The sequence below is a fragment of the Mesorhizobium sp. B2-5-7 genome (assembly GCF_006440875.1).
Taxonomy (GTDB): domain Bacteria; phylum Pseudomonadota; class Alphaproteobacteria; order Rhizobiales; family Rhizobiaceae; genus Mesorhizobium; species Mesorhizobium australicum.
Window position 1 is genome coordinate 787,616 of record NZ_VFUO01000002.1, and the last position, 15,033, is coordinate 802,648.

Below are 15,033 nucleotides of genomic sequence, written 5' to 3' on the forward strand. Positions count from 1 at the left end.
GCCGGCTCAGGCAGCGGACGGTTCAGCGACCCGCGGCTTGTGGCCAAGCACCTCTTCGACAATGCCGCGCGCGATCTCGCGTTCGCCCATGATCACCGTATCGGCGCCGAGCCCCTTGAGATGCTCGACCTCGGCGTCGGAGTGGGCGCGGGCGACGACGTTGATGTTGGGATTGGCGGCGCGTGCCCGCAGCACGATCTGGCCGGCCTCGAACGCGTTGGGAATGGCAAGGATCAGCCGCGTGGCGCCTTCGGGATTTGCGGCGGCGAAGACTTCGGCGTTGGCGGCGTTGCCGGCGACGGTTTCGATGCCGTCTGCTTTCAGCTTCGCCAGCGTCTTGTCAGCATCCTCGATGACCAGGAAAGGCCGTGCTGCTTCTTTCAACGCGGCGCCGACGAGGCCGCCGACGCGGCCGTAGCCGATCAGGATGGCATGACCGGTGAGCACCGTCCTTGGTGGCGGGCCGTCTTCCTTTTTGGATGCCACGGCGACCGAGGCGACATGGCCCGGTTCCGTCGCAGGACCAACCGGCTTGGCGTCCGCCGGCGGCGCCGTCCTGGCAGCGCGGGCCTCGAGCCACGGCTTCATCCAATCGATGACCAGGAACATCAGCGGGTTGAGCACGATCGACAGGATGGCGCCGGCCAGGATGAGGTCCCGTCCCTGTTCGGGCAGAAGCTTCAGCCCGACGCCGAGTTCGGCCAGGATGAACGAGAATTCGCCGATCTGGGCGAGGCTGGCCGAAATCATCAAGGCCGTGGCCAGCGGATAGCCGAAGGCGACGACGATGACGAACGCCGCCAGCGACTTGCCGATGACGATGATGGCCAGCGTCGCCAGGATCGGCAGGCCGTTGCTGAACAGGCTGAGGGGGTCGAACAGCATGCCGACGGAGACGAAGAACAGCACCGAGAAGGCATCGCGCAGCGGCAGCGATTCTTCCGCGGCGCGGTGGCTGAGCTCGGATTCGCTCATGATCATGCCGGCGAAGAAGGCGCCCAGCGCCAGCGAGACGCCGAACAGTTTTGCCGCGCCGAAGGCGACGCCGAGCGCTATTGCCAGCACCGAGAGACGGAACAGTTCGCGCGACCCGGTATGGGCGACATAGTGCAGGATCCAGGGAATGACCCTGCGGCCAACCACCAGCATGACGACGACGAAGGCGGCGACCTTCGCCAGCGTGATGCCGACGACACCCCAGATGCCGTAACTGGCCGGCAGCGCCAGCAGGCCGCTCGAATGGGCCTCGGCCTGTTCCTGGCCGCCGAGTACGCCGGCAAGGGCCGGCAACAGCACCAGCGCCAGCACCATGGCCAGATCCTCGACGATCAGCCAGCCGACGGCGATGCGGCCGCGCTCGGTCTCGATCAAGCGGCGTTCCTGAAGCGCGCGCAGCAGCACCACGGTCGAGGCGACCGATAGCGCCAGGCCAAACACCACGCCCGCCCCCATCGACCAGCCGAGCATCCAGGACAGCCCGGCGCCGAGCGCCGTGGCAAAGCCGATCTGGACAATGGCGCCCGGCACGGCAATGGCGCGGACCGACAGAAGGTCCTTCAGCGAAAAATGCAGGCCGACGCCGAACATCAGGAGGATGACGCCGATTTCGGCCAATTCGTTGGCAAGGCCGGCGTCGGCGACAAAACCGGGTGTGTTCGGCCCAACCAGCACGCCGGCTACGAGATAGCCGACCAGTGGCGGAATGCGGAACCGATTGGCGAGGGCGCCGAAGACGAAAGCCAGCCCCAGACCGGCGACGATGGTGGCGATAAGGGGCGTGTCATGCGGCATTGTCTATGGAGCGCCTTTCAAGCCAGCGATGTCGGATATGCGCCGCCCTAAGCCGCCGCCTGTTTGCAATATGGTGGACGGGGTGTCGGCGATGCAACCCGCAAAGCCGCGAATCAACGTCGAGACGGCAAAAATCTGACCGGCAGCTGAGTGACTGCCGGTCAGGTGCCTGGGATCAGTGGCGACCGTGCTGCGACCCGATAGGCGCCTTCGCCGCGCGTGGTCAGGCTGCCTGCAGCAACGCCTCGATCTCGAAAATGGCGTGGTTGGTCATGGTCTTCGGGATTTCGGCCGTCACCTTGTCGCCAACCTCCTTATGCAGCTTCTTGCGCATCGCGCCGAGCACCATGGGCGGGGCGACAAGCACAAGGCTGTCGAATGCACCCTCATGTGCAAGCTTGTAGAGGCGGGCGGCAATCTCCTCGGCGAAGCGTTCCTTGCCGATGCGATGCCAGTCGGTCTCCTCGACCGCGCTGCGATGCACGGATGGGCCGTCATTGTATCGACCGGGGCTGTCGCTTCCCTGTTCGCGTGTGGGCGGGTTCTCCTGTTCCATCACCTGCACGACTTCAAGGTTGGGAAACTTGGTGTCGCCGGCGTTCTTGAGCAGGAGCGCCTTTTCGCCGTCGGCCACCAAAACCCAAATGCCATGCTTCAGTTTGATCGTGTTCATAGGGACGCTCCTTGTTGAGTGGTGGCTATACCGGGAACGCATTTTGACCCGTCAACGTTCCACCCGAAGGGAGGACCGAGTGGCCGTGCAGACAGGCGCTGAAGACGAAATCACCACCGGACGACTTAATCTACTGAATTGGTAGAAATTAGAAAAAACTGTTTTGTGGGATCGGTCGCCGGCAGCTAAAAGTGCCTGAAATCAAGGCGCGTTTCAGCAGCCCGGGCGCTCCCGGTGCGTGGGCATGGAATATTTTTCTCCCGCCCTTCGCGGTTGCGGAAAAGCGATTGCCTGCCATCACCGGATGCGCGAGTGCTTTGCTTCTGCTTTTTTGCGCTTGGGCGTAAAACTGCGACCCTGTCCCCGGATCTGCTTTGTCATGTCGCAAGCCACCACCAAGCTCAACGCCTTCCCCGTCTTCATGCGGGTCGAGGGCGAAGCCGTGGCCATTGTCGGGGGCGGCGAGGAGGCTTTGGCCAAGGCGCGGCTGATCGCCCAGTCGAGCGCGGTCCTGCACATCATCGCTGGGGATGCCGAACCGGATCTGTTGGCCTTCATCGCCGAGACGGGCGCGAACCATATGCCCGGCGCGTATGATGCTTCGCAGCTTGAAGGCGCCGTGATGGTGTTTGCCGCCAGCGGCGACGAGGCGCTCGACCGTCGCGTCGCCGCCGACGCGCGCCGGCTGGGCATTCCCGTCAATGCCGTCGACCGGCCGGACCTCTGTGATTTCTTTACTCCGGCGCTGGTCAACCGCGCACCGGTCGCCGTGGCGATCGGTACCGAAGGCGCGGGCCCCGTGCTTGCCCAGATGCTGCGCAGCCGCATCGACCGCATGCTGTCGCCCTCGCTCGGGCCACTGGCAGCGCTTGCGGCGTCGTTCCGCAATGCCGCCGAGAGATTGCCCAGGGGCAATGTACGTCGCCGTTTCTGGAGCGACTTCTTCGGCGGAGCGCCAGCACGCGCCGTCGAGGCCGGCGAATTTTCCCAGGCGCGCGAAGCCGCCACCGATCTGCTGTTGTCCGACGCGCCCATTCGCGGCCACATCGCCCTGGTGGGCGCCGGTCCCGGCGCCGAGGACCTCCTGACCCTGCGGGCGCATCGTCTGCTGATGGAGGCCGATGTCATCGTCCATGACGCGCTGGTGCCGGAGGCGGTCGTCGCCATGGGCCGCCGCGATGCCGAGCGCCTGCCGGTGGGAAAGCGCAAGGGCTGCCATACCAAGAGCCAGGCCGAAATCAATGCGTTGCTGGTGGATCTCGGTCGTCAGGGCAAGCGCGTCGTGCGGCTGAAATCGGGCGATCCGCTGGTGTTCGGCCGCGCCGGCGAGGAGATGGCCGCGCTTCGTGACGCCGGCATTGCCTATGAGGTGGTTCCAGGCGTCACAGCGGCCTTTGCCGCTGCCGCCGATTTCGAACTGCCGTTGACGCTGCGCGGCGTTTCCTCCTCGATGGTGTTCACCACCGGCCACGATCTCAAGGGCAATTCACTGCCGGATTGGGCCAAGCTCGCGATTTCCGGCGCTACCGTTGCCGTCTACATGGGCCGCTCGGTCGCGGCCGAAGTTGCCGGCCGGCTGATCGAGGCGGGCTTGTCGCCGGACACGGCGGTCGCCGTGGTCGAGAATGCCAGCCTGGCGAATCGCCGACGCTTCCACGGCACGCTTGCCGACCTGCCGTCGCTGGAAGCGCGCGCCGATCTGTCGGGCCCGGTCATGACCATCATCGGCGACGCCGTCGCCGGCGCCAATTTCGAGCGGTCCGAGCCGCTCGCGGCACACAGGCACGAGAGCGTGCCCGTAGCAGCCGCCGAGGGAGTTCAGCCATGAAGATACTGACCGCCAATCGCCTCGGCGACGGCATTGCCGTGTGGTACGCCGATGGCGGCTGGGCCGAGACGGTGGACCATGCGGACCCTGCCCACGACAAGGCGGCCGAGGATCGGCTGGAGGCGATCGGCGCCAAGGCCCATGCCGACAATGAAGTGGTCGACGTCAATCTGATCGACGCGGACATCGTCGACGGCGTTGTCGAGCCGGTGCGGCTGCGCGAGAAGATCCGCGCCGCTGGCCCGACCATCCGCAACGACCTCGGCAAGCAGGCCGAGCGGGCGGCATAGCCAGGACACCAGGTGAACGGGCGGACGCGCCCTGAAAGACGAAGCATGTACCGTTACGATGAGTTCGACCACGATTTTGTCCAGGCCCGCGTCGCCGAGTTCAGCGACCAGGTCGAGCGCCGGCTGTCCGGCGAGATTACTGAGGACCAGTTCCGGCCGCTCCGGCTGATGAACGGCGTCTATCTGCAGCTGCACGCCTACATGCTGCGCATCGCGGTGCCCTACGGCACGCTGAACGGCAAGCAGTTGCGCATGCTCGGCCACATCGCCCGCAAATACGATAAGGGCTACGGCCATTTCACCACGCGCCAGAACATCCAGTTCAACTGGCCGGCGCTGTCGGACATTCCAGCGATTCTGGCGGACCTGGCCAGCGTGGAGATGCACGCCATCCAGACCAGCGGCAACTGCATCCGCAATGTCACCGCCGATCATTTTGCCGGGGCTGCCGCCGACGAGGTCGCCGATCCGCGTCCCTATGCGGAAATCCTGCGGCAGTGGTCCTCGGTGCATCCGGAATTCTCGTTCCTGCCGCGCAAGTTCAAGATCGCGGTGACAGGAGCCGAGCGCGATCGTGCCGCCATCCAGACGCACGATATCGGCCTGCACCTGAAGAAGAACGCCGCCGGCGAACTCGGCTTCGCCGTCTATGTCGGTGGTGGCCAGGGCCGCACGCCGATGGTGGCGAGGAAGATCCGCGACTTCTTGCCCGAAGCCGACCTTCTCTCCTACTGCACGGCGGTCCTGCGTGTTTACAATCTCTATGGCCGCCGCGACAACAAGTACAAGGCGCGCATCAAGATCCTGGTCCACGAGACCGGCGCCGAGGAAATCACCCGGCAGGTCGAGGCCGAGTGGCAGGAATTGAAGGACGCGGAGCTGAAGCTGCCCGAGGCGGACATCCGCGCAATCGAGGCTTATTTCGCACCGCCGGCGCTGACCGGGCGGCCGGACGGCGACGCTGCCGTCAAGGTGGCGCGGCTGGATTCCAAGGGCTTCTCGGACTGGCTCGACCAGAACGTGGTGACGCACCGCCACCCCGACTACGCGGCGGTGACGATCTCGCTCAAGGGTATCGGCGAGGTGCCGGGCGATGCGACCGACAGCCAGATGGAAGCGGTCGCCGACATTGCCGAGAAATATGCCTTCGACGAGCTTCGCGTCAGCCACGAGCAGAACCTGATCCTGCCGCATGTGGCGCGTGCCGACCTCAAGGCGGTCTATGACGCGCTGGTCGACATCGGGCTGGCGACGGCTAATTCCAACCTGATCTCGGACATCATCTCGTGCCCGGGCCTCGATTATTGCGCGCTGGCGACGGCACGCTCGATCCCGATCGCACAGGAAATCTCGCGCCGCTTCGCCTCGCTGGAGCGGCAGCGCGAGATCGGCGAATTGAAGCTGAAGATCTCCGGCTGCATCAATGCCTGCGGCCACCACCATGTCGGCCATATCGGCATCCTCGGTGTCGAGAAGAAGGGCTCCGAACTCTACCAGGTGACATTGGGCGGTTCGGCCGACGAGAACACTTCGGTCGGCGAGATCATCGGCCGTGGCTTCTCTTCGGAAGAAATCACCGACGCCATCGAGCAGATCGTCGACACCTATCTCGGCCTTCGGCTCAACCCGCAGGAAAAATTCATCGACGCCTACCGCCGTGTCGGTCCCGCGCCGTTCAAGGAGGCGCTCTATGCTGGCGAAGCCAAGGCCGCTTGACCATATTGCCGATGTCGATGACGGCATCGCCGCCAAAGCGGCGGGGTTTGACGCGCTCTACGGTCATCTCAGCCCGATCGAGATCATCGAACGATCGGCCAACGATCTGTTTCACGACGAGATCGCCGCCGTGTCTTCGTTCGGCGCGGATTCGGCGGTGCTGCTGCATATGATCGCCAAGATCGACCGCACGCTGCCGGTCATCTTCCTCGATACCGGCAAGCATTTCGAGGAGACGCTCGGCTATCGCGACGCGCTGGTCGCCGATTTCGGATTGACCAACATCCGGGTGATCAAGCCGGACGAGGCGGCGCTCGAACGGATCGACCCGACCGGCAATCTGCACCAGAACAACACCGATGCCTGCTGCGACGTGCGCAAGGTCGAGCCGCTGGCACGTGGCGTCGCACCCTTTCGCGCCTGGTTCACGGGCCGCAAACGCTTCCAGGCCTCGACACGGGCCGCACTTCCGGTGTTCGAGGCGGTCGGCCCTCGCATCCGCATCAATCCGCTGGCGCACTGGACGACGTCGGACCAGGCCGACTACATGCGCGCGCATGCGCTGCGCGAAAACCCGCTGGTCGCCTATGGTTATCTGTCGATTGGCTGCTTTCCCTGCACGCAGCCGGTGCAGCCGGGCGAGGATGCGCGCAGCGGCCGCTGGGCCGGCCACGCCAAGACCGAGTGCGGCATTCACCTGTCGGGACTGGAAGTGTCGCTGACCGACGCATCACTATAGGGTATGTTGCCATTCAGGTGAGGCCGGGCTGCAAACGGCGGCTTCCTGCGCTTCCGGTGCTCACGGACTGCAAGTACGTTCCGCTCCGGTTCTCGCAAGCCGCCGTTTTCGACACAGCCTGACCTGAATTTCAACACACGCTCGAGCTCTTCGAATTTTAGGAATTTTGATGACTGGACTGACGACACCGGAGACCCGGCTCTGGACCCCGGAGGGTTTTCGCGAGGACGAGTGGAGCCATGCCGAGAGCGCCGACGCGCTTTCCGGCAATGGCCGATTCATCCTGCCGCTGCAGGCGTTCCTCGATCTCGACCCGGAGGTGCGCCGCTCGGCGAAGGAGCGGCTCGGCGTCGTGCTGCAGCCCGGCGACCAGCTCGAGAAGATCGCCGACCTGCTCGACCAGCTGTCGCTGGTGGCGCTGGCCTTCCCGGCTTTCGGCGACGGCCGCTCCTTCTCCAAGGGCGAACTGCTGCGCAGCCGTTATCATTTCACGGGCGCGTTGCGTGCCACCGGGCAGGTCCTGGTCGACCCGTTGCCGCACATGCTGCGGCTTGGCTTCGATGAATTCGAGATCTCGAATCCAGTGCTCATGAAGCGCCTGGAAGAAGGCCGCACCGGCGGGTTGGGGCTTTATTACCAGCCGGCCGCCATAACGGAGACCAAGGGACCGAAATATTCCTGGCGGCGCCTTCGCAACAGCTGACGCTTTTTCTAGCAAGGTCGAAGGCCTCTACTCCAAAAACTGGTCGTACCAATTGTGCGATTTGCGCTTTTCCTCCCGGCATCTTGCTCTTAGGATATCGCTGTTATTTCGCAACCCGAAATAAATGGCCACAAAGGGAGGAACCGGGAATGGCTGGCAAGAAGATATTGATGCTCGTTGGCGAGTTCAGCGAGGAATACGAGATTTTCGTCTTTGAACAGGCCATGCATGCCGTCGGCCATACCGTGCATGTCGTTTGCCCGGACAAGAAGGCGGGCGATGTGCTGAAGACATCGCTGCACGATTTCGAGGGCCACCAGACCTACACCGAGAAGCCCGGACACGATTACATCCTCAACAAGACGTTTTCCGAGGTGGATCCGGCCCAGTACGATGCCGTCTACGCGGCGGGCGGGCGCGGTCCCGAATACATCCGTATCGACAAGCGCGTGCAGACGCTGGTGCGGCACTTCCATGAGACAGGCAAGCCGATCTTCACCATCTGCCATGGCGTGCAGATCCTGATCGCGGTCGACGGCGTGGTGCGGGGCAGGGAAGTGGCGGCTCTTCACTATTGCGAGCCGGAAGTCACGCTGGCCGGCGGCATCTATATCGACGTCGCGCCGAATGGAGCCCATGTCGACGGCAATCTCGTTTCGGCCAAGGGCTGGCCGGGCCTGTCCAATTTCATCCGCGAATGCCTGAAGGTGCTGGGCACGGAGATCCGCCATGGCCAGATCCTGATGCGCGACGAGCGGCAAGCGGCCTGAGAAAGGTTTGGGAAATACCGCCGCGCGCTGGCGCGGCGGTATGCTCTACGCCGCCATCCGCGCTTCGCGGAACGACACCAGTTTGTGGCTGCTTTCGTCCCACAAGGCCAGTTTGACGCAGCGCAGGCTCTCGAGGAGCGTGACGCGGCCGATGCCGCGCAACTCGGGATAATCCCGCAGCACTTCCTGCAGCCGGTAGCCGGGCACCTTGGCGGAGAGGTGGTGGACGTGGTGAACGCCGATATTGCCGGTGAACCAGTTCAGCACCGGCGGGAGGTCGTAATAGGACGAGCCGTGCAGGGCGGCGCGCTGGAACTCCCATTCCTCATCCTTCGCCCATTCGGTCTCCTCGAACTGGTGCTGGACATAGAACAGCCAGATGCCGGCCGAACCGGCGAGAATGACGATCGGCAGATGGACGATCAGGAACGCGCCGGGGCCGATGACCCAGATGAGGATGGCCGCGGCAAGCGCGATGCCAAGATTGGTGGTCATTGACGACACCCAGGGCGTCAGGCCGCCACGCATCATGCCGATAGGCAGCCTTTGCGAGAAGATGAACAGCCAGATCGGCCCCAGGCCGAACATCACCAGGGGATGACGGTAGAGGCGATAAGCCAGGCGACCCCGCCAGGACATCCGCCGGTATTCGGCGACGGTCAGCGTCCTGATGTCGCCCATGCCGCGTTCGTCGAGATTGCCGGCGCTGGCATGATGGGTGGCATGGGCACGCCGCCAGCAGTCGTAGGGCGTCAGCGTCAGGATGCCCAGCGCGCGGCCGATCCAGTCATCGGCAATGCGATTGGCAAAGAAGGAGCCATGGCCGCAATCGTGCTGGATCATGAAAATCCGCACCAGGAAGCCGGCCGCGGGCAGGATCAGCACCAGTCCCCACCAATGACCATAGGCATAGGCAGCGGAAGACAGAGCCCACAGAGTGGCGAAAGGAATGAGGGTGATGGCGAGTTCGAGTGTGCTACGCCGCCTGTCAGGCTTCTTGTAGCGCGCCAGGATCTTGAGCCAGGCGCGCTTGCTGTTGGCAGCTGCCTCGGGGGAAATCATGTTCATCAGGAAGCATAGGCAGGGTGTGCCGCCACCGCAAGCCAATGATCACGCAAAGTTACTGTGCGTAATTGTCGCGTAAAGCCCGGGCGGTCCTACTGCCGTCGCCAGCCGGCGTCGCCATCCTCGACCCGGTCGAGATGCTCGAGCAATTGCTCAAACCGGTCCGGGATGTCAGGTTCGATGCGGAAGGCTGGCAAGGTGCGCAGAAAGCGCGTCACTGCCTCGGCGCCGAACTGGCGCCGAACCTCCGCAGCGAGCCTTTCTCCTTTTTCAAGCTTGTTGCGGGTCATCATTTCAAAAATCCTGCGTCGGCTCCGAAACTCCCCCAGCAGCGGAATGGTTCCCGCATCACCGCCTCGTGGCAAGCAAAGCCGGCAAGTACGGTAAAATTTGAATTAAAATCGAAGCGTCCCCACCGTGCTTTCCTGGTCGGGTCGCAGGCGCCTGCGGTCTCTTTCCCCTTGATTTTTGGCCTGCGAACCTCGATATCGGGCACAAAATCCATACCATTCGAGATGACGGGAAACGGCGATGAGCGACCAGGCAAAAGACGAACGCACGCCCAATGAAGCCGAGGCGGCCGAGGCCAATGCCGAGCGCACGGAAGGCAGCACCGATGGCGACTACGAAGCGCTTGTACGGCTGCTGAAGGAAAATGAAGAACTGAAGGACCGCGCGCTGCGGGTCGCGGCCGAGATGGAAAACCTGCGCCGCCGCACCGCGCGCGACGTGCATGACGCGCGCACTTATGCGGTGGCGAATTTCGCCCGCGACATGCTGTCGGTGTCGGACAATCTGCGCCGCGCCCTGGATGCCATTCCGGCCGAGGCCAAGGCATCGGGGGATGCCGGCTTCAAGGCGCTGATCGAAGGCGTCGACCTGACCGAGCGCGCCATGCTGTCGGCGCTGGAGCGGCATGGGGTCAAGAAACTCGCTCCCGAGGGCGAGAAGTTCGATCCCAATTTCCACCAGGCAATGTTTGAAGTGCCCAATCCCGATGTTCCGGCCAACACCGTGGTCCAGGTCGTGCAGCCGGGCTATTCGATCGGCGAGCGGGTGCTGCGCCCGGCCATGGTCGGCGTCGCCAAGGGTGGTCCGAAAATCGCCGCCGACGCGCCGGTCGAGCCAGGGCCGGTCAATGAGCAGGCCGAGAAGGATGCGTGATTAGTGGGGTAGCGATAGAGAGTTGTGAGTAGCAAGGACTGGGCCGGGTAGGCGCCTGCTTCGCCAATTGCCATTCACTACTGACTACTTCACTACTCACTCCATGAACCCGATCGCCCTCCTCGACTATGCCGGCGTTGCGGTCTTCGCGGCGACGGGGGCGTTGGCGGCGTCGCGCAAACAGCTCGACATTATCGGCTTCCTGTTCCTGGCCAGCGTCACCGGCATCGGCGGCGGCACGCTTCGCGACGTCATCCTCAATCTGCCGGTTTTCTGGGTCGCCAACTCCAGCTACGTGCTGATCTGCGCGGCGGTCGCTGTGCTGGTTTTCTTTGCCGCGCACCGTATCGAATCCCGCTGGAAATGGCTGCTCTGGCTCGACGCCATCGGGCTAGCCGCTTTTTCGGTGATGGGTGCGGCCAAAGGACTGGCCATTACCGGTTCTCCAGTCGTCTCCGTCATCACCGGCGTGCTCACCGCCACGTCCGGCGGCATCCTGCGCGATCTGCTGGCCGGCGAACCCTCGGTGCTGCTGAGGCCGGAAATCTATGTTACGGCCGCTCTCACGGGCGCTGCCATCTTCACGGCTGGCGACGTCACAGGATTGCCGCCGATCGTTTCAGAGCTGGCCGGCTTCGCCGCGGCGTTCGCCGTGCGCGGCGGCGCGCTCCGTTTCGGCTGGACCTTTCCAGCCTACAAGAGCCGGCCCGGCCGGCGGCCGGAAGACATTCCGTGAGGAGAGGGAGTAGGGGAGTGGTCAGTAGTCGCCGAAGCGCGAATCGTGTCGTCTTGACTACTGACTACTGACTACTGACTAATCGCTCACGCGGCGAAGCGCTGCGCTTCCCCGCCATAATAGTTGACGTAGCGGGCACCGATCTCCTTGACCGGCATCACGACGAAAATGTCGACCGTGGAGAATTCGCGGTCGATGACGCAACCATCGCCGATGCGAGCGCCGACCCGCAGATAGCCCTTGACCAGAGGCGGCATCGCCGCGATCGCCGCCTTGGTGTTCACCGCCTCGATCGGCATCAGATCCATGGAGCAATAGCGCCCCGACACAGCGCGCACGTCCCAGGCCGAGTTGGTGCGGCAGTGATGGGCAAGATAGGTGAGCGCCTCCGCATGCGCGGCCGGCACGGTGCCATGGAACGAGGCGCAGCCGGTCATCACCCCGATCTCGTAGTGATTGATGTACGCCCAGATGCCTTGCCATAGCGCTTCGATGGTGCGCTTCGAACGGTATTCCGGCAAGACGCAGGAACGGCCGAGTTCAAGGAAACGCTGGCTGGGATGGCGGGCGATGAGCTTGGTCAGCTCGAATTCGCCTTCGGAATAGAAGCCTCCGGCGGTTGCCGCGATTTCTTGCCGCAGCAAGCGATAGGTGCCGACGATACGGCGGTGCTCAGGGCCGGAAAGCGTGGTGTCGAGGACGAGCAGATGGTCGCAGAGCGGGTCGAAGCGGTCGGCGTCGCGGCGGTCCTGCGCCTGGAACAGATCCTTCCTGGCGCCAAGCTCGTCATAGAATACACGGTAACGCACTTCCTGCGCGGCCGCGATTTCGGCCTCGTTGCGGGCGAGCCGCACTTCGAGATTGCCGATACGGCCGAGCGCCGCGCCCTTTATGACGGAATCGACATTACGTCCGGCGAGCAAGGCGCTGCTGGCGTTCGGCCGAGTGTCACATTCCGGCATAACTGTATGCACGAGTGATTCTCCTTCGAGCCATCCCTCTCGGCACGGGGATACGGTGTAGGTGCAACAGGATTGTGACAGTACCGTGATACGGCGTCGCGGGCAATACTTCGTCGGCTGGCGAAAACGGTCAACCGGCTACGTTGCGTCACAAGACCCCAGGCGCGTCGCGTTCGCGGGCGCCGAAAATGGGCTGGTTTTTGGCGGCCTTGACCAGCCACGCACCCCGGAAAAAGCTGGCTCAAGCGGCGACCTGGCCCTCGACGGCACTGACCAGCGCATCGGGGTCGAGCGGCTTGGTGACGAAGCCGCTGGCGCCGTGGGCGAGCACCGCATGGCGGGTCTTTTCCTGGCTGTCGGCCGACAGCACCATGATCGGCACCGGCGGCACGGAGGCCTCCTCTTCATGGCGGCGGATCGCGGCAATGGCGTCCAGTCCGTCCATGACGGGCATATGAAGATCCATCAGCACCACGTCGAAGCGGTGCTTGTGGCCGGCACCGGTGACCGCCTCGACGGCGGCCTTGCCGTTGCCGACCACCTTGACGCGATGCCCGGCCTTCAACAGCGTCGCGCGGGCCAGCATGGCATTGATGTCGTTGTCCTCGGCGATCAGCACGGACAGGCCCTGCTGGCGTTCGCCTGAGGCACGAAGCGCCGGTGCGCGGCGTTTTTCCGGCTGCGGCTGGGCCAGGACCGGTGCGTGGCTGCTCAAAAGGACACGCAAAAGTGTTCCTCCGCGCACTGGCCGGGCAAGGAAAGTCGCGTAGCCGCTGGCACGAAACTCGCCCAGCATGCCGCGGTCGGTGGGTGCGATCAGCGTGACGGCTTCGCAATCGGAAAACCCATGCTGGCGAAGCCGCTTGAGCAGCCTTCCGTCACTCTCTTCCATGGCCGCGTCGACCAGAAGCACGTCGCAGCCGTCGGCAAAGGATGCGGCCTGAGCCACGGTGGTGGCGATTCCGGCCGCGCCGCCATTGGAGCGGATGGTGCGGGCGATGGCGTCGGCCTCGACGGTGTTCTTGGAGACGATCACGGCGCGTCGCCCGGCAAGCGCGTTCAACCGGCCCTGCGGCGGCTCGGTGGCTGATGTGGCGGGAATCTCGAAGACGAATTCCGATCCCTGGCCAAGCCGGCTGGAAACCGAAATCGTGCCGCCCATTGCGGCCACCAGGCGCTTGGAGATGGCAAGTCCCAGTCCAGCACCGCCATGCGTGCGCGTCGAGGTGCCGTCGGCCTGCTCGAACTCCTCGAAGATGCGCTCCATGTCCTCGTCGCGCAGGCCGGGACCGGTATCGGCGATGGTGAAGCAGATGCGGTCGCTGGTCTCGGTTCGGGCGCGCGCGACGCTGACCAGCACGCCCCCACTGTCGGTGAACTTGATGGCGTTGCCGATGAGGTTGAGCAGCACCTGCCTGACCCGGCCCGGATCGGCGGTGATCAATTGCGGCACATCCGGTTCGACATGGCAGCCGAGGCCGATATTCTTGGCGAAGGCGCGCGCGGCCATCAATTCGATGATGTTGTCGGCGATCTCGCGCACCGACATGGGCTGCGGTTCAGGATCGAAGCGTCCAGCCTCGATCTTGGAATAGTCGAGCAGGTCCTCGATCAGGGCAAGCAAGGCGCTGGCCGAGGTCGAGATGGCGCCGACATAGGTCTGCTGCTCCGGCGAAAGGCTGGTGTCGGCGAGCAGCCTGGCCATGCCCATGATGCCGTTCATCGGCGTGCGGATCTCATGGCTGACGGTGGCGAGGAAGCGCGACTTGGCCTGGCTCGCGAATTCGGCCCGCTCGCGCGCGGTGATCATGGACGACTCTGCGCGCTTGCGTGCTGTGATGTCGCGGGCGATGGCGCGATGCGAAACGGCACCGCTGTCCTTTTCGCGCACCGACAGCTCGATCCAGGAGAACCAGCGCGGGCCCGTCGGCGTGCGGATGGCAACGTCGGTGGAACTCAGGCATTCATGATCCGAGAAAGCCGCATCGGGAACGATACCGACCTCGATGCCGAGTTCGGCCAACGTCTTGCCGGCAAGATCGCGCGGATCGGTTTCGACGAGGTCGGCGAACACCTTGTTGGCGTAGACGATGTAGCCGTCGCGGTCGCGATGGATGACGAGATCGCCGAGCGCGTCGATGAGACCGCGAAAGCGCTCCTCGCTTTCCTGCATCTCCCACATGCGGTCGGCCAGCGTCTCGATCTCGGCGCGGTTACGGGCGGTGGTTTCGTCGAGCAGGACGGCAGTGCGGCGTACGCTGCGTCTGGCGCGCAGATGCATGGCCAGGCCAGCAAGGCCGGTTGCCAGCAAGGCAAGGCTGATGAAGACTGGCGCCCCCGTCAGGGATGAGAGGCCGGCCAGCAGCATGACGGCAACGAAGGTCAGGATCGGCAGGCCTTCGCGCTTGGCCGGTTGCTGATCAGGGACAAGCGGCGGCGCGGCGATAAACCGCCGCGCCGATACCGGCGGTTGCACCGATGCCGCATCGATGTCGTCGCCGGCGTCGGCCTGTTGGCTGTCGGATTCCGCGATCATGCGAAATCCTTTGCCAGACAGAGATTATGGAAAATTGCGGGGGATCGTTCGAATTTTAGC

The 15,033-nt window shown here is 64.2% G+C and carries 14 protein-coding genes; 8 read left to right on the top strand and 6 right to left on the bottom strand.

Annotation, left to right across the window (positions count from 1 at the left end):
• Positions 1-6: 6 nt before the first annotated feature.
• Both FJ543_RS11295 and FJ543_RS11300 read right to left on the bottom strand, forming a co-directional pair.
• The gene (locus FJ543_RS11295) at positions 7-1,791 is read right to left on the bottom strand and encodes a cation:proton antiporter (protein WP_140875092.1); all 1,785 of its coding nucleotides are present in this window, start codon (positions 1,789-1,791) and stop codon (positions 7-9) included.
• 223 nt (positions 1,792-2,014) lie between these two features.
• Complete coding sequence (locus FJ543_RS11300; RefSeq protein WP_015315693.1) at positions 2,015-2,464, bottom strand: host attachment protein; 450 nt, start codon at positions 2,462-2,464, stop codon at positions 2,015-2,017.
• Between the two features lie 379 nt (positions 2,465-2,843).
• Here FJ543_RS11300 and cysG point away from each other — a divergent pair, with 379 nt between their 5' ends.
• The 6 genes from cysG to FJ543_RS11330 all read left to right on the top strand — a co-directional run bounded on the left by cysG (position 2,844) and on the right by FJ543_RS11330 (position 8,510).
• On the top strand, positions 2,844-4,292 hold the full coding sequence (cysG, locus tag FJ543_RS11305; RefSeq protein ID WP_140875094.1) for a siroheme synthase CysG: 1,449 nt from the start codon (positions 2,844-2,846) through the stop codon (positions 4,290-4,292).
• Complete coding sequence (locus FJ543_RS11310; protein ID WP_140875096.1) at positions 4,289-4,582, top strand: DUF2849 domain-containing protein; 294 nt, start codon at positions 4,289-4,291, stop codon at positions 4,580-4,582. The genes cysG and FJ543_RS11310 overlap by 4 nt, the downstream gene beginning before the upstream one ends.
• A gap of 45 nt (positions 4,583-4,627) precedes the next feature.
• Entirely contained in the window at positions 4,628-6,298 is a 1,671-nt protein-coding gene (locus FJ543_RS11315; protein ID WP_140875098.1) for a nitrite/sulfite reductase, read from the top strand.
• Positions 6,273-7,037 (top strand): phosphoadenylyl-sulfate reductase, encoded by a 765-nt coding sequence (locus FJ543_RS11320; protein WP_023770638.1) that lies wholly within the window; start codon positions 6,273-6,275, stop codon positions 7,035-7,037. Before FJ543_RS11315 ends, FJ543_RS11320 begins: the two co-directional genes overlap by 26 nt.
• Positions 7,038-7,206: 169 nt before the next feature.
• Positions 7,207-7,740 (top strand): DUF934 domain-containing protein, encoded by a 534-nt coding sequence (locus tag FJ543_RS11325; RefSeq protein WP_140875100.1) that lies wholly within the window; start codon positions 7,207-7,209, stop codon positions 7,738-7,740.
• Positions 7,741-7,889: 149 nt separating this feature from the next.
• A complete protein-coding gene (locus FJ543_RS11330) occupies positions 7,890-8,510 on the top strand; it encodes a DJ-1/PfpI family protein (protein WP_140787889.1) in 621 nt (206 codons plus the stop codon).
• A gap of 45 nt (positions 8,511-8,555) precedes the next feature.
• Here the strand turns inward: FJ543_RS11330 and FJ543_RS11335 are convergent, their stop codons facing one another.
• Positions 8,556-9,578, bottom strand: a complete 1,023-nt coding sequence (locus FJ543_RS11335) for a fatty acid desaturase (RefSeq protein ID WP_140618886.1) — start codon at positions 9,576-9,578, stop codon at positions 8,556-8,558.
• Positions 9,579-9,667: 89 nt separating this feature from the next.
• Positions 9,668-9,868, bottom strand: coding sequence for a hypothetical protein (locus tag FJ543_RS11340; RefSeq protein ID WP_023781176.1), 201 nt, complete (start codon positions 9,866-9,868; stop codon positions 9,668-9,670).
• A gap of 238 nt (positions 9,869-10,106) precedes the next feature.
• On the opposite strand from FJ543_RS11340, the gene grpE reads away from it, so the two are divergent.
• Complete coding sequence (grpE, locus tag FJ543_RS11345) at positions 10,107-10,739, top strand: nucleotide exchange factor GrpE (protein ID WP_015315702.1); 633 nt, start codon at positions 10,107-10,109, stop codon at positions 10,737-10,739.
• Between the two features lie 103 nt (positions 10,740-10,842).
• Positions 10,843-11,475: a trimeric intracellular cation channel family protein gene (locus FJ543_RS11350; RefSeq protein ID WP_140787891.1), complete on the top strand. Its 633-nt coding sequence runs from the start codon at positions 10,843-10,845 to the stop codon at positions 11,473-11,475.
• 86 nt (positions 11,476-11,561) lie between these two features.
• Here FJ543_RS11350 and FJ543_RS11355 read toward each other — a convergent pair whose 3' ends face one another.
• Together FJ543_RS11355 and FJ543_RS11360 are read right to left on the bottom strand one after the other, a co-directional pair.
• Positions 11,562-12,437, bottom strand: coding sequence for a GNAT family N-acetyltransferase (locus tag FJ543_RS11355; RefSeq protein ID WP_041163320.1), 876 nt, complete (start codon positions 12,435-12,437; stop codon positions 11,562-11,564).
• A gap of 241 nt (positions 12,438-12,678) precedes the next feature.
• A complete protein-coding gene (locus tag FJ543_RS11360) occupies positions 12,679-14,973 on the bottom strand; it encodes a PAS domain-containing hybrid sensor histidine kinase/response regulator (protein ID WP_140875102.1) in 2,295 nt (764 codons plus the stop codon).
• Between the last annotated feature and the right edge of the window lie 60 nt (positions 14,974-15,033).